At 70.0% G+C, this 17,861-nt stretch carries 12 protein-coding genes and 1 pseudogene; 3 read left to right on the top strand and 10 right to left on the bottom strand.

Annotation, left to right across the window (positions count from 1 at the left end; translation table 11 throughout):
* A complete protein-coding gene (locus ABD767_RS00795; protein ID WP_103046362.1) occupies positions 1-1,032 on the bottom strand; it encodes a substrate-binding domain-containing protein in 1,032 nt (343 codons plus the stop codon).
* A gap of 268 nt (positions 1,033-1,300) precedes the next feature.
* Positions 1,301-3,514, bottom strand: coding sequence for a TonB-dependent receptor domain-containing protein (locus tag ABD767_RS00790; protein WP_146031516.1), 2,214 nt, complete (start codon positions 3,512-3,514; stop codon positions 1,301-1,303).
* Between the two features lie 112 nt (positions 3,515-3,626).
* On the opposite strand from ABD767_RS00790, the gene ABD767_RS00785 reads away from it, so the two are divergent.
* From ABD767_RS00785 to ABD767_RS00775, 3 genes are all read left to right on the top strand, one after another.
* Entirely contained in the window at positions 3,627-3,995 is a 369-nt protein-coding gene (locus ABD767_RS00785; protein ID WP_103046358.1) for a DUF2946 family protein, read from the top strand.
* Between the two features lie 208 nt (positions 3,996-4,203).
* The gene (locus tag ABD767_RS00780; RefSeq protein ID WP_103046359.1) at positions 4,204-4,692 is read left to right on the top strand and encodes a copper chaperone PCu(A)C domain-containing protein; all 489 of its coding nucleotides are present in this window, start codon (positions 4,204-4,206) and stop codon (positions 4,690-4,692) included.
* 106 nt (positions 4,693-4,798) lie between these two features.
* A complete protein-coding gene (locus ABD767_RS00775) occupies positions 4,799-6,025 on the top strand; it encodes a Bcr/CflA family efflux MFS transporter (protein WP_103046360.1) in 1,227 nt (408 codons plus the stop codon).
* 131 nt (positions 6,026-6,156) lie between these two features.
* Here the strand turns inward: ABD767_RS00775 and ABD767_RS00770 are convergent.
* From ABD767_RS00770 to ABD767_RS00735, 8 genes and pseudogenes are all read right to left on the bottom strand, one after another.
* Positions 6,157-7,627, bottom strand: a pseudogene (locus ABD767_RS00770) (sensor domain-containing diguanylate cyclase).
* 119 nt (positions 7,628-7,746) lie between these two features.
* Positions 7,747-9,684, bottom strand: coding sequence for a DEAD/DEAH box helicase (locus tag ABD767_RS00765; RefSeq protein WP_103044619.1), 1,938 nt, complete (start codon positions 9,682-9,684; stop codon positions 7,747-7,749).
* Between the two features lie 260 nt (positions 9,685-9,944).
* Complete coding sequence (locus ABD767_RS00760; protein WP_103044620.1) at positions 9,945-10,250, bottom strand: hypothetical protein; 306 nt, start codon at positions 10,248-10,250, stop codon at positions 9,945-9,947.
* 69 nt (positions 10,251-10,319) lie between these two features.
* Complete coding sequence (clpB, locus tag ABD767_RS00755; protein ID WP_103044621.1) at positions 10,320-12,923, bottom strand: ATP-dependent chaperone ClpB; 2,604 nt, start codon at positions 12,921-12,923, stop codon at positions 10,320-10,322.
* 65 nt (positions 12,924-12,988) lie between these two features.
* Entirely contained in the window at positions 12,989-14,173 is a 1,185-nt protein-coding gene (locus tag ABD767_RS00750; protein ID WP_103044622.1) for an ABC transporter permease, read from the bottom strand.
* Between the two features lie 13 nt (positions 14,174-14,186).
* Entirely contained in the window at positions 14,187-15,359 is a 1,173-nt protein-coding gene (locus ABD767_RS00745; protein ID WP_344867620.1) for an ABC transporter permease, read from the bottom strand.
* On the bottom strand, positions 15,359-16,357 hold the full coding sequence (locus tag ABD767_RS00740) for an HlyD family secretion protein (RefSeq protein WP_103044623.1): 999 nt from the start codon (positions 16,355-16,357) through the stop codon (positions 15,359-15,361). The genes ABD767_RS00745 and ABD767_RS00740 overlap by 1 nt, the downstream gene beginning before the upstream one ends.
* The gene (locus ABD767_RS00735; protein WP_103044624.1) at positions 16,354-17,817 is read right to left on the bottom strand and encodes a TolC family protein; all 1,464 of its coding nucleotides are present in this window, start codon (positions 17,815-17,817) and stop codon (positions 16,354-16,356) included. The genes ABD767_RS00740 and ABD767_RS00735 overlap by 4 nt, the downstream gene beginning before the upstream one ends.
* Positions 17,818-17,861 lie beyond the last annotated feature (44 nt).

The raw sequence follows: 17,861 nt of genomic DNA, 5'->3' as shown, positions 1-17,861 counted from the left end.
TCAGGCGCCGAAGAAACCGTCGTCCGGCAGCTTGCCGCCGAGCAGCGACGGGTCGCGCGCCAGCAACTGCTCGAAGAAAAAGCCGATCTCGGCGCGCGCGTCGCGGGCGCTGACCGCATCGAGCTGGCTGGTGGCGATCGCGTCGGCCACCGCCTCGGGCATCAGCAGGTCTATGTGCTTGGCCACCAGCTTGCCGCATTCCAGCGGATTGGCCTTGCACCAGTCGACCGACGCGGCATAGGCCTGGGCAAACGCTGCCAGCACCTCGGGCTGCTGGCGCACGCTGCCCACGGCCGCCATGCCGGCCTGCGGAATGCGCGGCTTGCGCTCGAACAGCCGGCCCCATTCCTGCTGGAAGTCCAGGCCGCGGTGCAGTTCGGGGGCAATCACGCTGATCGGAAACGACTGGGTCTTGCGCAGCGCCATGGACACCGCGGGCTCTGCCAGCAGCGCGTGGTGCACGCGCCGCGTGATGAGCAGCTGCATTGCCTCCATGGCCGAGGGCATGTAGCGGATCTTGAAGTCGCGCCGCAGGTCCAGCCCCTGCTTGGCCGCCAGCAGCTGCAGCATGATGTCGGGCATGTCGCCGCGAAACGGTACGGCGATCTCCTCGCCGCGGTAGTCGGCCAGCGTCTTGCGCTCGCCGTCGCGCGTGACGATCCACAGCGCGCCCCAGGTGGAGATATTGATCAGCGTGACCGGCGCGCCACGGTTGTACAGATTGGCAGCGACGTTGCTGGGCGTGGCGAGGAACTGCGCCTTGCCGCCAATGACCATGGCGCGCAGCTGGTCGGGGTCGCGCCAGCTGATGAACTCGGTCTTGCCCGCCACGGCCTTGAGCGCGCCGGTCTCGGCCATGTGGATCAGCGGCGCCGAAACAATGGCCGGCGGCCCAGCCAGCGTGATGGCTGGCAGCGCCGCGGCGCGCACGCGCGGCAGCTGCACGCCCAGCGCCAGCGCGCCGGCGGCCTGCAGCCAGTGGCGGCGGCCGCGCGCAAGAGCGCTCGAAACAGGGGTCGTCAAGGTGCGCATGGGCTCATCCTTCCGGCCCCGGTGCGCGCCGTGCGCGCGCCGGGGCGTAAACATGCATTTGAAATGCCAATTATCACGCGCCTGGAACCTGTTCAAGTCTTTCGTGGGGACGAATTGCAGGTCGGCGGTGCATCGATCGCGGCGGGGCGCCACTCCCACGGACACAGGCGCGCCTGCAATGGCGATTGAATAAACACCCGTGGGAGCGGCGCCTTCGCCGCGATACCAGCCCGAGACGGAGCTACGCAAAACCTGCCGCGCTCCGCGCTCAGAAACGGTAGTCCACCCCCACCGACGCACTGCGCCCCAACCCCGGCAGATAGCCCGGCTGCGCCGCGGTGGCCTGGTTGCGGATGGCAAAGGTGCTGGCGTAGCGGCGATCGGTCAGGTTGTCGGCCTGCAGCCAGGCGCGCCACTGGCCCTGGCTCCACTGCAGCGCAAAGCCCAGCAGTGCGTAGCCGTTCTGCGTCGCGCCGGGCGTATTGGCGTGGTCGATGGGGTTGGAGCCCGGCTGGTAGCGCACATTGGGGCCCACGCGCCACACGCCCGAGGGCGTGGCCACGCGCCACAGCAGCTCGGCGTTGATCAGGTTGCGCGGCACGCCGGCAATGCGGTTGCCGGCGTAGACGCCGCGCTTGAAGCGAAAGTCGCTGTACGTCCAGGAGCCGCGCCAGTCCAGCGCGCCCAGCGGCAGCGCAAACGTGCCCGACAACCCGGCCTCGATGCCCTGGTGGCGCGTGCCGCCGGCGTAGTTGGTCGTGCCCAGCGCCAGGCCGCTGGCGTCGGTCACGCTCATCAGCTCGTCGGCCAGATGGCTGCGGTAGACCGCGACCTGCCAGGCGGTCGCGCGCTCGCCCTCGCCCAGCCGGCCCTGGCCGCCGACCTCCAGCGTGGTGGCGCGCTGCAGCTTCAGGCGCGCCAGCGCGCTTTGCGTCGCGTTCGGGTTGTTGGGCGCGGCCGCGGCGGTGACGATCTCCCAGTAGCTGGGCGCCTCCTGGCTGCGGCTGAGATTGGCCCACAGGCGGGTGCGCGGCGTCACGTCCCAGTTCAGCCCCACGCGGGGCGTGGCACAAGTCCAGCGCTGATCCAGCCGGCCCGCATCCAGCCGGCTGGCGGCATTGCGCTCCTGGCGGCTCCAGCCCAGCTGGCCAACAAGACTCAGGCCCTGGGCCAGCCGCCAGTCGGCGCCCAGCTGGCCCTGCAGGTTCTCGGCGCGCAGGTCGTAGGCGGCAAAGCGCTGCAGCTCGGCGCCGTTGGCCGAACTGATGGCGTTGAAGCGCCTGTCCATGTTGCTGCGCGACCAGGCCAGCGCGCCGTGCCAGCGCAGCTGCTCGCTGCTGCGCCCGTCGACACGCCACTGCGCGCCCAGCGTGCGGCTGTCGGTGCGCGTGCCGACCGTCGGATCCTTGAACCAGTCGTCGGTGTTCTGCCAGTACAGGCCCAGCTCCTGACGCAGGTCGTCCGCGCCCCAGCGGGTGCGGTTGGCCAGGCGCAGCTGGCTCGCCTCGCGCCGCGGGTCGCGCCGGTAGACGTTGAGCAGGCTGTCCTGCGGGCTGCTGCCGTCGCCCATCACGCTCTGTGGGTCGCTGCCCACGCGGTTCTTGGGCACGACGTGCGGGATCTCGAACTCCAGGTCGGTCCACGACAGATAGCTGCGGTTCTCCACCCCGCCCAGGCCCTGGAAGCCCACGTTGGCGTGCAGCGCGTCGCGCCTGGAGGCGCTGTGGTGGCGCCAGCCGTCGAAGCGGTCGCTGCTGACGCTGATGCGCCCGTCCCACTGCGTTCCCTCCAGCCCCAGCGCGCCCTGCAGCGCACGCCGGCCAAAGCTGCCCGCCTCGGCGCGCACCATGCCGCGGCCATCGGCACCGGTGAGCGACTGGAAGTCCAGCTCGCCGCCCAGCGTGATGGCGCTGGGCGTGAGCGTGTTGGCGCCGCGGCGCACGCTGATGAGCGCGGCATTGCGTGGCTCCAGCGTGCCGATGATGAAGGAGCCGTCGGCCTCGTTGAGCGGCAGGCCGTCCTGCAGCAGCACGACGCCGCGGTTGACCGGGTTGCTCTGGATGCCCGAGCCGCGTATCGACAGCCGGGGCTGGTCGGTCGCGCCAAAAAAGTCCTGCAGCACGATGCCGGGCTGGTAGTCCAGCGCGTCGCGCAGCGTGGCCAGGCGCGCCTGCTGCTGCGGCTGTACCAGGTTGGAGGCGCCGGGCACGGCGTCCAGCCGCAGCTGCTCGGCAGCGACTGACGGGCGCAGCGGCGCGGCCTCCTGCCCGGCCGCCGCGGCCTCGGTGGCGCGCACCGTCATGGCCGGCAGCTGGCCCTGGGCCGCGCGGCTGCCCTCTTCAGCCTGTGCCTGGGCAGCAGCCGCTGCGGCGGCAAGCAGGCCGGCGGCCACGGTGCGCGAGAGGCGCGGACACCGCGCGGGTGCCAGCGCCGACGGGGAAAGCCCGGCCAGGGCGGATCGGGAATCGGGGAGAGAATTCATTTCAAAGTAAATGATAATGATTTGCATCCATATTATTGCATTTGCTTGCCACTGCTTTTGATGCAGCGCAAGCCATACTGAGAACAGGTCTTCGCGATAATCGATCCCGACCATGCGCCGCCTTCTGCACTATCCCCGCCATGTCGCCCGCCTGCTGCTGGCGTGCTTTGTGCTGGCGCTGGGCGTGGCGACGGCCGCGCCAATGCTGCGCATGCCACAGTTGCAGCGGCTGTGCAGCGCGTCCAGCGAGGCGCTTTGGGTCGTCGTCGACGACGGCAGCAGCAGCACCGCCGCGGGCCACACGCTGGAATGCCCGTTGTGCCTGCCCACGCTGCTGGCGCCGCCCTCTGCGCGGCACTGGAGCCCGCCCGCGCTGCCGGCGCTGGCCGTGGTGCGGGCGCCGCAGGCGCAGCACCACCGCGCGCCCGTGAGCCGCGCGCCGTTTCCCCCGCGCGCACCGCCGGCACTGGGCGTCACGTAGTCGGACGCGCTACTGGGAGCCTGTCCCGGACCGCAGTCCGGGGTGACGTTCTTTCGCCGGGATGACGGTGGACTCTTTCTGCCGAATGACCACCCGTTCTTCATGGCCGGGTGGCCGCGCCGCAGATCCGGCCCCCTTCTTTCTCTTTATTGCGGCCTGCCGGCACGCATGCCCAGGCAGGCCACTCCCCTGTTTCAAGGATGACCCTATGACCAAGATTTCCCTGCCCCTCGCCCTCGCTGCGGCCCTGTTCACCGGCGCGGGCGCATTTGCCCAGGCGCAGGCGCCCGTCCAGGTACACGACGCCTGGGTGCGCGCCTCCGTGCCCCAGCAAAAGGCCACCGGTGCCTTCATGGAGCTGACGGCCAGCCAGGACACGCGCCTGGTGGGCGCCAGCAGCCCGATTGCCGGCGTGACCGAGGTGCACGAGATGAAGATGGAGGGCGACGTGATGAAGATGCGCGCCGTCCCCGGCATCGACCTGCCCGCGGGCCAGAGCGTCGCGCTCAAGCCCGGCGGCTATCACCTGATGATGATGGACCTGCGCGAGGCCGCAGTCGCCGGCACCAGCGTGCCGCTGACGCTGGTGTTCGAGGGACGGGACGGCCAGCGCCAGACGCTGGAGATCCAGGCCGGCGTGCGCGCGCTGGGCGGCGCCGCTGCAGCTGCGGGCCACGGCCACGGCATGAAGCACTGACCGCGCCTTGGCAGCGCCCGCACCCTGGCGCGGACGCTGCCCAAGGCGCGGCGCGCGGTTTCCGGCACGCTGCCCGATAATCCACGGTTTCGCCCTGGAATACCGCATGCCCACCGAAACCACCCACCAATGGCGCGGCCCGCTGTGGGCCATCGCCATCCTGCTCGCACTGCTGGGCATGGTGGGGCCGTTCTCGATCGACACCTATCTGCCTGCGTTCCCGGCGATTGCCGGCGCGCTGCAGGCCACGCCGCTGCAGATGCAGCAGACGCTGTCGGCCTATCTGTTCGCATTCGCGTTCATGACGCTGTTCCACGGCTCGCTGTCCGACAGCCTGGGGCGGCGCCCCGTCGTGCTGTGGGGGCTGGCGCTGTTTGCGCTATCGTCGGCCGGCTGCGCGCTGTCGCAAAGCATTGGCCAGCTGGTGTTCTTTCGTGCGCTGCAGGGGTTGACCGCGGGCGCGGGCATCGTGGTCTCGCGCGCGGTGATCCGCGACCTGTTTCCACCCACGCAGGCGCAGCGCGTGATGGCCCAGGTGACGATCTTCTTCGGCATCGCGCCGGCGGTGGCGCCCATCGTCGGCGGCTGGCTGTCGGTGCACCTGAACTGGCACAGCGTGTTCTGGTTTCTCACGCTGGTGGGCGCGCTGCTGTGGCTGGCCATCTGGCGCCTGTTGCCCGAGACGCTGCCAGCCGCCAGCCGCCAGCCGATTGCGCTGGTGCCGCTGATGCGCGGCTACGGCCAGCTCCTGACCAGCCCGCGCTTCGTGCTGCTGGCGCTGGCCAGCGGCGTGCCGTTCAACGGCATGTTTCTGTACGTGCTGGCCGCGCCCGCCTTTCTGGGCGAGCACCTGGGCCTGGGGCCGACGCAGTTCTACTGGTTCTTCATGCTCAACATCTCGGGCATCATGGCCGGCGCCTGGGTCAGCGGGCGGCTGGCCGGGCGCCTGCCGCCCAAGCGCCAGATTCGCCACGGCTTCGTCATCATGCTGGCCGTGGGGCTGGTCAACCTGGCGGCCAACCTGCTGTTCACGGCCCACGCGTCCTGGGCCATGCTGCCGATCGCGGTCTTCTCGTTCGGCTGGGCGTTGATGGTGCCGGTGGTCACGCTGCTGGTACTGGATCTGTACCCGGCGCGCCGCGGCATGGCGTCGTCGCTGCAGGCCTTCGTCGGCTCCAGCGCCAACGGCCTGGTCGCGGGCGTCGTGGCGCCGCTGGTCATGCACTCGACCGTGCTGCTGGCGCTGGCGTCGCTCTTGATGATGTGCGTGGGCCTGGCGTCCTGGATCTACCTGCACCACCATTGGCCCGAGATCGGGCGCAAGACCATGTGACGAAGGCTTTGCGCGCCGGACGAGGGCTCATTCCATTTTTCAATCAATCGGGTACGCGAAGGCGCAGCGCAGACAGTGCTGTAGCACGGCAAGCGAAGCCGACAAAGTAACCGTTTGATTTGGAAATGGAATCAGCGCTCGGAGCGCCGCTCGTGCCCCAGTGCGGCGTAGTAGCGGGTTTTTTGCGCATACATGGACTGGTCGGCGCGGTGCACCACGGCCTCAAGCGCGTCACCCTCGCGCGCCACGGCCATGCCCATCGACACGCTCAGCGCCTGGCCTGGGTAGAACTGGTTGTTCATCTCCTGCAGCGCGGTGATGCGCTCGACCATGATCCACGCGCCCTGCTCGTCGGTGGCCGGCAGCAGCATGCAGAACTCGTCACCGCCGATGCGCGCCACGCAGGAAGTGCTGTCGGCCGCCTTGGCCAGCACCTCGGCGCAGCGGCGCAGCATGGCGTCGCCGGCGCCGTGGCCGCGCTCGTCGTTGGTGGCCTTCAGGCCGTTCAGGTCGATCACCACCACCCCCACGGGCCAGGGGCCTTTGCGCGCCAGGCGGCTGAGCTCCTCCATGTAGTAGGCGCGGTTGCGCAGGCCGGTCAGCACGTCGTGCTTGCCCAGGTATTCCAGGTAGGCCTCGGCCTTTTTGCGCGCGCTGATGTCGACCAGCGACACCAGCACCATGGCCCAGTCGTCCAGGCAGGCCTGCATGACCGAGAACTGCATGTGGATGTGCAGCGGCTCGCCGGCCAGGTTGTAGTTGATCACCTCGCGCTGCTGGTTCAGGCGTCCTTCCCACAGGTCGATCAGCTGCTCGGCAAAGGTGTCGAGCATCTCGGCGCGAAAAATCTGGTCGACGCCGGCCAGCAGCTGCGCCTTGTCGCTTGCGCCAAACAGTGCCAGCGTCGCCTGGTTGACGTCGATCACGCGGATCTCGCGCGCACAGCGCCCGACGAACTCGGGGTGTACCTTCAGAAAGGTCTTGAAGTCGACGATGCCCTGCGCGCGGATGTCGTCCAGCAGCGGCTTGACGGCGCTGAAGTCCTCGACCCACAGCGACACCGGCGAGTGCGCGAAGATGTCGCGCGCATAACGCTCGCTGGTCTGCAGCTGGCGCTGCGCTGATTCCAGCGCGGTGATGTCCTGCAGCGACACGAGCACGCGGCTCCAGCTGTCCTCATGGCCGGGCAGGATGCGCGCGCTGATCTGCACGTCCAGGCGCCGGCCATCGAGCGTGTAGTTGACGCTGCGGCTGGCGTAGCCGCCCACGCCCTCCCACAGCTGCAGCATTTCCTGCTGCGCATGGTTGTGCATGTCGTCGCGCAGCACGCGGTTGAGCGAGGCGATCAGCGTGGCCTGGTCGGGCGCTGCAAACAGCGTCAGCGTGCGCTGGTTGACCTCGATGATGCGAATGCTGGCGCCGTACTGCACGACGCACTCGGGGTGTGCGCAGGTGCGCCGCCAGGTCGGTGACGCCCTGCTCGCGCCAGCGCTCGAACAGCTGGCGCACCGCGCTGTAGTCTTCCAGCCACAGCGACACCGGCGCCAGGTCGAACATGTGGGCGTAGTCAGCCTGGGCGGCCCGTGTTTCGCTGCGCTCCATCGTTTGTCCTCAACCCTAAAAGCAGTTGGATCGCAGTGTAGCGGCGCCGATACGAAAAAAAACCAGCCCGGCGCTGGCGCGGGCTGGTTGGTTTTTTCATGCGCCGCAGCGCGCATGTATCAACGCGGCTGGCGCGGTGCGCGCGCGCGCGCTTCGTAGGGGCGGCGGTCGCTCTCGCCGCGCCGTGCACCGGCGGGTGCCGGGCGCCCGGCACCGCCGGCCCAGGCGGAGCGCGGTGCGTCGCCGCCAAAACGGCGCTCACCACTGTCGCCGCGCGGGCCGCGGGCGTCGCGTGGGTGGTCGTGGCGGTACTCCTGGCGCGTTTCCTGGCGCGTTTCCTGGCGCTGGACACCGGCCCAGCCGCCGTGCTCGGGGCGCTGCGCCGCGTAGCCGGCGCCGGCCGGACGGTCAAAGCGGCGCTCAGGGCGAGCTCCGGCAAAGCGCTCGTCGCGGCGCTCGCCATAGGGCGCGCCGTGCGACGGCGCACGTTCGCCGCCGCGGCCGCCGCCTTGCGGGCCAAAGCCGGCACTGCGGTCGCTACGCCAGCCGCGCTGCTCGCGCGGCTCACCCTGGTCGAAGCGGCGGCGCTCGCCACCAAAGCGCTCGCCCGGGCCGCCGCGTCCGCCAAAGGAGTCGCGCCCGCCGCGGCCGCGCCCGTCAAAGCCCTGTCGGCGCGGGGAGCGCTGCTCGAAGCGCTGCGTGGGCTCCAGCCCTTCGACGACGGCTGCGGCCAGTGCCTGGTGCGTATAGCCTTCGATGTCGAAGATCTTGCGGCGGTCGCGGAACTCGGCAAAGGTGATGGCCAGGCCGTCGCGCCCGGCTCGGCCGGTGCGGCCGATGCGGTGGGTGTAGTCCTCGGCCTTCATCGGCAGGCCGTAGTTGAAGACGTGGGTGATGGTGGGCACGTCGATGCCGCGCGCCGCCACGTCGGTGGCCACGAGAAACTTCACCTGGCCCTTGCGCAGCGCCATCAGGCGGCGGTTGCGCAGGCCCTGGCTGAGCGCGCCGTGCAACGCGACCGCGGCAAAACCGGCCTGCTGCAGATCCTGCGCCAGGCCGTCGCACTCGATCTGGGTGCTGGCAAAGACGATGGCCTGGTCGATGCTGGAGTCGCGCAGCCAATGATCCAGCAGCTTCCTCTTGTGGTCGGCGTTGTCGGCCCAGTACAGGCTCTGGCGGATGTTGGCGTGCTTTTCCTGCGGGCTGTCGACCTGCACCTTCTTGACGTTGGCGCCGCCCTCATTCATCACGCGCATGGCCAGCTGCTGGATGCGCGGCGCGAACGTGGCCGAGAACATCATGGTCTGGCGGCGCTGCGCGGTCAGCTGGTTGACTTCGGCCAGGTCGTCGGCAAAGCCCAGGTCGAGCATGCGGTCGGCCTCGTCGACGACGAGGAACTGCACCTCGTCGAGCTTGATCTGCAGCGAGCGCTGCAGATCAAGCAGGCGCCCGGGCGTGGCGACGACCAGGTCGGCGTTCTGCAGCTTGGCGATCTGCATTTGGTAGGGCATGCCGCCCACCACGTTGGCGATGCGCAGGCCCTTGCAGTGCTTGACCAGGTCGATGGCGTCGTGCGCCACCTGCTGCGCCAGTTCGCGCGTGGGGCACAGCACCAGCGCGCCGGGCACGGCAGCCTTGAAGTTGCGCGGGTGCAGCGGGTTCTTGCGCTTGGAGCGCTTCGGGGGCGCCTCGCCGCGCTCGGCGGCCTGGGCTGCGGCCGCCTCGTATTCGGCGCGCTCGCGCTCGGCCTGGGCCGCGCGCTGCTGCAGGATGGTGTGCAGCACCGGCAGCAGAAAGGCCGCGGTCTTGCCGCTGCCGGTCTGGCTGGAGACCATCAGGTCGCTGCCGCGGCCCTGCGCGTCGTCGGTGCCCAGCGCCAGCCCGATGGCGCGCTGTTGCACCTCGGTCGGCTGGGTGAAGCCCAGGTCGGCCACGGCCTGCAGCAGCTCGGGCGCCAGGCCCAGTGCGGCAAAACCGTTGGGGGTTGCAGCCTCGACGGCCATGGGGGAAGAAGCAGGCACGCTGTCGCCCTGCTCGTATGCAATTTCTGTCGTCATGGAAAAATTCACCCGCCGGGAAGGTGGGTGTCTCACATCAGTGGTTCATGAAATACATCAACCATCTGACGGAAGCAGGCGCCAGCGCGAAAAGCTGGGCCGGAGGGTTTTTTTGCAGCAAGGCGAATCGATGATTCGCCACTTGCACCCGGCGTAAGAAGGGAGATGTAACAAACTTGCGCAGTGTTGTTTTGCGCAAGCCGGCGATTATCGCACGTTAAGGGTTTTCACGCAACAAGTGCTGTGTTCAGCAGCTGCGGTCAGGGCAGCTCGCGCGCGACGACGTCGGTCACGTCGGCGTGCGTGCGCGCGCCCTGCCCGGGTGGCTTGGGCGCAGTCCAGCGCGCGGTGCTGCGGTAGACCGTGCTCCAGCCATCGCGCGGATTCATGCGCATGACCCAGGGCGTGACGGGCTTGCCCGTCATACGCGCCCACAGTGCGCGCAGCCCCCAGACGGCGGCAAGAATTGCCACCGCCGCCAGCAGGCTGAAGAAAAAGACCAAGCCCATCGCGAACGCGACGATGCGCAGTGTCCAGCGAATGGTGCTTGCCAGGATGTCGTTCAAACCGTTCTCCTCGGGGTCGTCGGCACGGGGCGCTGAAAGTGGGGCCCCGTGCATGGTTTGCATGGTAAATCAGTCGATGGTGCGGGCATCGCCAAAGAGGAATACCCCCGGCTGCTGTACCGGATCGACGTCAAGCGGAATGACGCTCTTGGGCGGGTAGCGCCCCTGCAGCAGCAGCTTGGACAGCGGGTTCTCGATGCGCTGCTGGATGGCGCGCTTGAGTGGCCGCGCGCCGAACACCGGGTCGAACCCGACCTTGGCCAGCTCCGCCATCGCCGCGGGCGAGACGTCCAGGTGCAGCTCCAGCTTGTCCAGGCGCGACTGCAGCTGGCGCAGCTGGATGCGGGCGATCGCCTCGATGTGGCGCGCGTCCAGGCCGTGGAATACCACGGTCTCGTCGATGCGGTTGAGAAACTCCGGGCGGAAGCTTTGCTTGAGCTCGCCCCAGACCGCGTCCTTGATGTCCTGCGCGTCCTGGCCGACCATGCTCTGGATGAGCATGGAGCCGATGTTGCTGGTCATCACGATCACGGTGTTCTTGAAGTCCACGGTGCGGCCCTGGCCGTCGGTCAGGCGGCCGTCGTCGAGCACCTGCAGCAGCACGTTGAACACGTCGGGGTGGGCTTTTTCCACCTCGTCGAGCAGCAGCACGCTGTAGGGCTTGCGCCGCACCGCCTCGGTCAGGTAGCCGCCCTCCTCGTAGCCCACGTAGCCCGGCGGCGCGCCGATCAGGCGTGCAACGCTGTGCTTTTCCATGAACTCGCTCATGTCGATGCGCACCAGGTGGTCTTCGCTGTCGAACAGAAACCCCGCCAGCGCCTTGCACAGCTCGGTCTTGCCCACGCCGGTGGGGCCAAGGAACAGGAAGGAGCCCAGTGGCCGGTTGGGGTCGGACAGGCCCGAGCGCGAGCGGCGAATCGCATCGGCCACCGCGTTCACCGCCTCGTCCTGGCCGACGACGCGCTCGTGCAGCTTGTCCTCCATCTGCAGCAGCTTGTCTTTTTCGCCCTGCATCATCTTGGCGACCGGGATGCCGGTGGCGCGGCTGACCACCTCGGCGATCTCCTCGGCGCCCACGTGGGTGCGCAGCAACTGGTGCTTGGGCGCGCCGCCGCCGGCCTCGCTGTCCTGCGCCTCTTTCAGGCGCTTCTCCAGCTCGGGCAGCTTGCCGTACTGCAGCTCGGCGACCTTGTTGTAGTCGCCCTTGCGCTTCAGGTCGTCCATCTGGATGCGGATCGCGTCGATGTCCTTCCTGATCTGCTCGCTGCCCTGGGCGCTGGCCTTCTCGGCCTTCCATATCTCTTCCAGGTCGGCGTACTCGCGCTCGGCGGCCGTCAGCTCTTCCTCGATCAGCTGCAGGCGTTTCTGCGAGGCCTCGTCGGTCTCCTTCTTCATCGCCTCGCGCTCGATCTTGAGCTGGATCATGCGGCGTTCGAGCTTGTCCAACGCCTCGGGCTTGGAGTCGATCTCGATCTTGATCTTGGCCGCCGCCTCGTCGATCAGGTCGATGGCCTTGTCGGGCAGGAAACGGTCGGTGATGTAGCGGTGGCTCAGCTCGGCCGCGGCAACGATGGCCGGGTCGGTGATGTCCACACCGTGGTGTGCCTCGTAGCGCACCTGCAGGCCGCGCAGGATGGCGATGGTGTCCTCAACCGTCGGCTCGTCGACCAGCACCTTCTGGAAGCGCCGCTCCAGCGCCGCGTCCTTCTCGATGTACTTGCGGTATTCATCCAGCGTGGTCGCGCCAATGCAGTGCAGTTCGCCGCGCGCAAGGGCCGGTTTGAGCATATTGCCCGCGTCGATCGCACCCTCGGCCTTGCCCGCGCCAACCATGGTGTGCAGCTCGTCGATGAACAAAATGATGCGGCCCTCATCCTGCGCCACTTCCTTGAGCACGGACTTCAGCCGCTCCTCGAACTCGCCGCGGTACTTGGCGCCGGCAAGCAGCCCCGCCATGTCCAGCACCAGCACGCGCTTACCCTTGAGGCTCTCGGGCACCTCGCCTGCAATGATGCGTTGGGCCAGCCCTTCGACGATGGCCGTCTTGCCCACGCCGGGCTCGCCAATCAGCACCGGATTGTTCTTGGAACGCCGCTGCAGCACCTGGATGGTGCGGCGAATCTCGTCGTCGCGGCCGATCACCGGGTCGAGCTTGCCGATGCGGGCGCGCTCGGTCAGATCCATCGTGTATTTCTTGAGCGCCTCGCGCTGGCCCTCGGCCTCGGCGTTGTCCACGCTCTGACCGCCGCGCACCGCCTCGATGGCCGCCTCCAGGCTCTTGCGCGACAGGCCGTTGTCCCTGGCGATCTGCGCAGCCTCGCCCTTGCTGTCGACCAGCGCCAGCAAAAACAGCTCGCTGGCGATGAACTGGTCGCCGCGCTGAATGGCTTCCTTCTCGGTGGCCTGCAGCACGCGGCCCAGCTCGGGGCTGGCCTGCACCTGCTCCTGGCCCTGCACCTGGGGCAGGCGCTTGATCGCCGCCTCGGCCGCCTTCGCCAGGCCGGCCGCGCTGGCGCCGGTGCGCTCGACGAGCGCGCGCGGGCCGTCGTCCTGGCGCAGCATGGCCGCCAGCAGGTGCACTGGTTCGATGTAGGCGTTGTCATGGCCCAGCGCGAGCGACTGCGCGTCGGCCAGGGCTTCCTGAAATTTGGTGGTGAGTTTGTCCAGGCGCATGGAGCGTTTCCTTTTTCAACAAACGAAAAACAATTGCTCCCCACATGGCGCCAGCGCGCCGGTTTTCAAGCGCCCCCGATGGGCTTGGCGCCCGGCTGCGCCACTGGCGGGGCGCGATTCTCCAGACGGGGCGCGGCCTGCTCGCCCCGTGCGAGCCACAGCACGGCGCCCCAGCTGGCCAGCGCCATTGCGCCCAGCCAGGCCAGCGGCCAGGCCGCCGCCTGCAGCGGCGCGCCCATCTGGTTGAGCTGCAGCGAGGCCTGGATGCCGGCGGTGCTGGGCGACAGCCAGCGCAGCCACTGCAGCGCCTCGGGGAGCGCCTGTACCGGCCAGGTGAAGCCGCCCAGAAAGGCCAGGGGCAGCGAGGTGAACAGCACCACCTGCATCGCGCGCTCGCGCTCGGCCAGCCACCAACCCAGGAGCGCCGCGCAGCCGGCCACCGCCGGCACGAAGGCCGACAGCAGCACCAGCGCGCCCAGCGGGTTGCCGCCGCGCGGGTAGTCCTGCCAGACGAAGATCCAGCCGAAGTACAGCAGCCCGGCCAGCCAGCCCGGCGCGCACAGCGCCATCAGCCGCGCCAGCCAGGCGCGCGCGCCGTCGCCCGCGCGCCCGTTCTCGCGCAGCGTGCCGACGTGCAGCGCACCGCCCATCAGCAGCGTCTGCTGCAGGATCAGCACCGCCACGGCGGCGACGACGAAGCTGCCGTAGCCTTCGGTCGGGTTGAACAGCGCCACCAACTGCAGCGACAGCGGCGCGCGGCTGGCCCGGGCCTGCAGCGCGCTCTGGCCGCCGGCCTGCAGGCGGCGCAGCTCGATGCCGGCCGACAGCGTGCCCACGGCCTCGGCAAAGCCGTACTGCACCTGCTTGGCGGCGATCGGATAGGCGCCGTTGGCGTACACCGGCACCACCACGTCGGCCGCGCGCAGCACGTCGCGCTTGAAGTCGCGCGGCACGAGGGCGTAGCCCATCACCTCGCCGGCCAAGAGCGCGGCGCGCGCCTGGCCCTCATCGGCGGTGACGAGCTGCACTGCGATGCGCGGGCTGGCGCCGGCAAAGCGCAGCAGTTGGCGCGACAGTGCCGAATCGTCCTGCACCACCACGGCCACCGGCACGCGCTGCGCGACCTCGGTGGCGTAGAACCAGGGGTAGAAGAAGCCGTAGAGCAGCGGCGCGCCAAAGACCAGCAGCGCCACGCCCTTGTCGCGCAAGAGCGCGCGCAGCTCCAGCCGCAGCAGCGTGATGAAAACCATCACCCGCCTCCCATCACCGCGCGCCCCAGCGTTCGGGCCGGCGCAGGCCGCGCGCCAGCCCGGCGCTGGCCAGCCCCAGCAGCGCCAGCGTGGCCAGCAGCAGGCCGGCGACGACGGGCAGCGTCTGCGCCGCCGGCGCGCCCATCTGCCACTGCTGCAGCTGCAACCGCGCGTAGTGGGTGTAGGGCATGGCCAGCGCCCAGCCGCGCGCGCTGCTGTCCATGGCCAGCAGCGGGTAGGCCACGCCGCTGAAGGCGAACGCCGGCGCCGACAGCAGCCCGGCCCCAGACAATGCCATGCGCAGCGACAAGGTGATGCCCGCCAGCGCCGCTCCCGCCGCCAGGCTGACCAGCACCAGCGCCGCCAGCGCCAGCGCCACCCATGCCATGCTTCCGGCCACCGCCCAGCCGCGCAGCTGCGCCAGGTAGAGCTGCGCGGCCACCGCGCCCAGCCACAGCGTGCACGCCGGCAGCGCCAGCTTGCCCACCAACGCGGCAAACACCTGCGGCCCACACGCCCGGGCGCCCAGCCAGTCGCCCAGCGTGCGGTCGCGCAGCTCGCGGCCCACGCCCCAGGCGCCGGCGGTCATCGCCAGGATGTGCACCAACGCCGGCACCAGCGCTGCGGCCAGGAACTGCTCGTAGTTGGTCGAGACATTGAACAGCGACACCAGCTGCGTCTTGACCGGCTCGATGCGCGTGCGCAGTGCCTGCCCGGGCGTGCCGCGCTTGGCCAACGCCTGCATCCGGGCGCCGGCCGACAGCGTGCCGACCACCTGGCGCAGGTCGCGCTGCAGCAGGCTGGACGCGGTGGCCAGTTGGGCGTTGTGCAAAAGCGTGACGTCTGCCGCGCCGCCGCGCTTGAGCGCGCGCGCCATGCCGGCCGGTATGTGCACCACGCCGTACACCGCCATGCGTTCCAGCGCGTCCTGCGCCTGGGCGCGGTTGAGCAGGCTCTGCTGCACCTGCAGGCCGGGCGCGGCGCCGAGCATGCGCACCAGCTGGCGCGACAGCGCCGAATGGTCCTCGTCCCACACCGCGATCGGCAGCCGGTAAGGCTGGCCTGCAGCAAAAATCCAGCACAGCAGCGCCATGGCCAGCCACGGCACCCAGGTCAGCATGGCCAGGTCGAAGGGCCGCGCGCGCAGCAGGCGCCACTCGCGGCGCAGGCTGGCGATGAAGCCCATCACTGCGCCTCGACCAGCACGCTCATTCCCGGGCGCGCGCCTTCGATCGGCACCAAGGGCCGAGCGTGCACCTCGAAGGTGCGCGCATCAAAGCCCTGGCTGCCGCGCGTGGCGCGCCAGGTGGCGAAGTCGGGCAGCACGGCGACGTAATTCACCTCGAAGTCGGCCCGCAGATCGCCCAGCGCCGGCAGGCGCGCGGCAAAGCGGCTGCCCATGGCAAAGCGCTGCAGTTGCTCCTCACGCACGTTGAGCACCACCCACTGGTCCTTTAGATCGACCACCGTGACCACCGCCACGCCCTGAGGCGAGAGCTCGCCCACCTTGGCCAGCACCTTGGCCACCTCGCCGGCCACCGGGCTGCGCAGTGCGGTTTCGGCCTGCGCGGCCTGCACCTCGGCCACCACGCCGGCCACCTGGCGCGCCTGCGCGGCGGCGGCGGCCTGGTCCTCGGCGCGTGCGCCGCTGGCGGCCATGTCGTACTGCGCGCGGGCGGCGTCGGCCTGGGCACTGCTGGCGCGCCAGTTGGTGTGCGCCTCGTCGCGCTTTTGCGCCGCCACCAGCCCTTGATCGAACAGGCTTTGCACGCGCTGGTACGAGGTCTGCGCCAGCTCGGCCGCGGCCTGTGCGCGCTGCCAGGCCAGGCGCGCCATCTGCACCTCCTGCGGGCGCGCGCCGTGGCGGGCCTTGTCGGCCACGGCCTGCGCCGCCGCCTGGGCCGATTCGGCCTGCGCCAGCTTGGCGCGCACCTCGGGGCTATCCATCTCGACGAGCAGGTCGCCGGCCTGGATCTGCTGGCCCTCGGTCACCGCCACGCGTGCGATGCGCGCGCTGATCTTGGGCGCAATGTCGGTCTCGCGCGCCTCCATCTGACCCTGGAAATAGGGCGCCGGCGGCTGCGCCGCGCGCCAGAAGCCCCAGGCAACGAAGGCAAGCGCCACCAGGCCGGCCAGCAACAGAGGCCAGGACAGACGAGGGGAAGCGGCGGGCGTGGTGCTCATGGCGCGGTGATGGTGGTATCGGTGGGAATCAGGATGTCGGCCTGCGCCTGGTAGCGCGCGAAGTCTTCGCTGAGCCCGCAGGCCTGCAGCAGCGCGGCCAGCGCCTGCACGTACTGGTTGGCGGTCTGCGCGCGCTCGGTGCCGATCCTGGCCAGGTTGACCTCGGCCTCGATCAGCTCCAGCGTGGTGGACGTACCCTCGCGCAGGCCCGCCTGGCGCAGCTTGAGCAGCGCCTGCGCCAGGTCTTGCTGCGCCTGCTGGGCCAGGTACTGGCGGCGCGCCTGCTCTACCGCCAGCCAGTGCTTTTCAACCAGCAGCGCAATGTCGCTGCGCGCCTGCTGCTCGGCCAGCTGTGCCTGCTCGACGCTGCGCTGGCTGGCGGCGGCCAGCTGGTCGCGGTCGACGCTGTCCCACAGCGTCCAGCGCGCGGCCACGCCGGCAACCCAGCTGGGCTTGCCCTGGGTGTTGACCTCGCGCAGGCCAAAGCCCAGTAACTGGGGCTTGCGCAGCGCCTCCTGCGCGTCGTGCAAGGCGCCGGCCTGGCTGCGCTTGGCCTGCACCTTGGCCAGGCCCGGGTGGTGTTGCTGCGCCGCATCCTGGAACCGTTGCAACGGCTGCAGCGGCTGGCTGAGCACGAACAGCGGGCTGCTGGCCTGCAGCGGCGCAGTCGCCTTGACCGTGCGCGCCAGCGCGGTGGCCGCCAGTTGTGCCTGGTCCAACGCCTGGCGGGCCTGCTGCTCGGCGTCGGCCAGCGCGGCGCGCGCCTGCAGGCGGTCGAGCTGCGAGGCCACGCCCGCCTCCAGCATCTGCTGCGCGGCGGCGTCATGCTCGCGCACCAGCGCCAGTGCATGCTGGCGCAACTGGGCGGCGCGCCGCGCCAGCTGGGCGCCGAAGTAGCGCTCGACCAGCAGGCTGTGCAAGGCCAGTGCGTCGCTCCGTGCGTCGGCCAGCGCCTCGTCGGTACGCGCCTGCAGGCCGGAGCGCACTGCGTCGGCCGCGCCGCCGACGTACAGCGGCCACAGCAGCGACACGCTGGCCGAGGCGCGGTTGTCGCTGCGCTGCAGGTTGTAGTTGCTGGGCAGCTGCGGTGCACCGCCCAGGCCGCCGCCCAGCGCCGGCGGCAGCAGGCCGATGACTCCATCGAGCGAGTGGCGCGCCGGATCCAGGTCGATGTCGACCTGCGCCTTGTAGCGATAGGCCATGCCGGTCAGCGCCACCGTGGGGCCACCCAGCCCCTGCATGCCCTCGCGGCGCAGGCGCGCGCCCTCGACGGCCCGCTCGCTGGCGGCGAGTTGGTCGGAGCCCTGCTGCAACTGCAGCCAGGCCTGCGAGAAACTCAAGGGCGCGGGGGCGGGTGCGTTGCCCGCCTGCGCCACCGCGGCAAGCAGCCATGCGCCGGCCGCAAACCATGTGGTTCGCCAGAAGCTGCGGCGTGGGCTGGGAGTCGCTGCGTCGTGCATGGTGCGAGGAAGGTGCTGGGGTGCTGGGATGGTGTCGTGGCAGG

This window comes from Comamonas faecalis, from assembly GCF_039538025.1.
GTDB lineage: Bacteria > Pseudomonadota > Gammaproteobacteria > Burkholderiales > Burkholderiaceae_C > Comamonas_C > Comamonas_C faecalis.
This window is presented reverse-complemented; position numbering and strand designations above follow the sequence as displayed.

Coding starts and splice junctions, on each gene's coding strand:
- ABD767_RS00740 (WP_103044623.1), bottom strand. CDS start 16,357: ATGAGCACCACGCCCGCCGCTTCCCCTCGTCTGTCCTGGCCTCTGTTG.
- ABD767_RS00790 (WP_146031516.1), bottom strand. CDS start 3,514: ATGAATTCTCTCCCCGATTCCCGATCCGCCCTGGCCGGGCTTTCCCCG.
- ABD767_RS00745 (WP_344867620.1), bottom strand. CDS start 15,359: ATGGGCTTCATCGCCAGCCTGCGCCGCGAGTGGCGCCTGCTGCGCGCG.
- clpB (WP_103044621.1), bottom strand. CDS start 12,923: ATGCGCCTGGACAAACTCACCACCAAATTTCAGGAAGCCCTGGCCGAC.
- ABD767_RS00785 (WP_103046358.1), top strand. CDS start 3,627: ATGCGCCGCCTTCTGCACTATCCCCGCCATGTCGCCCGCCTGCTGCTG.
- ABD767_RS00765 (WP_103044619.1), bottom strand. CDS start 9,684: ATGACGACAGAAATTGCATACGAGCAGGGCGACAGCGTGCCTGCTTCT.
- ABD767_RS00780 (WP_103046359.1), top strand. CDS start 4,204: ATGACCAAGATTTCCCTGCCCCTCGCCCTCGCTGCGGCCCTGTTCACC.
- ABD767_RS00795 (WP_103046362.1), bottom strand. CDS start 1,032: ATGCGCACCTTGACGACCCCTGTTTCGAGCGCTCTTGCGCGCGGCCGC.
- ABD767_RS00750 (WP_103044622.1), bottom strand. CDS start 14,173: ATGGTTTTCATCACGCTGCTGCGGCTGGAGCTGCGCGCGCTCTTGCGC.
- ABD767_RS00735 (WP_103044624.1), bottom strand. CDS start 17,817: ATGCACGACGCAGCGACTCCCAGCCCACGCCGCAGCTTCTGGCGAACC.
- ABD767_RS00775 (WP_103046360.1), top strand. CDS start 4,799: ATGCCCACCGAAACCACCCACCAATGGCGCGGCCCGCTGTGGGCCATC.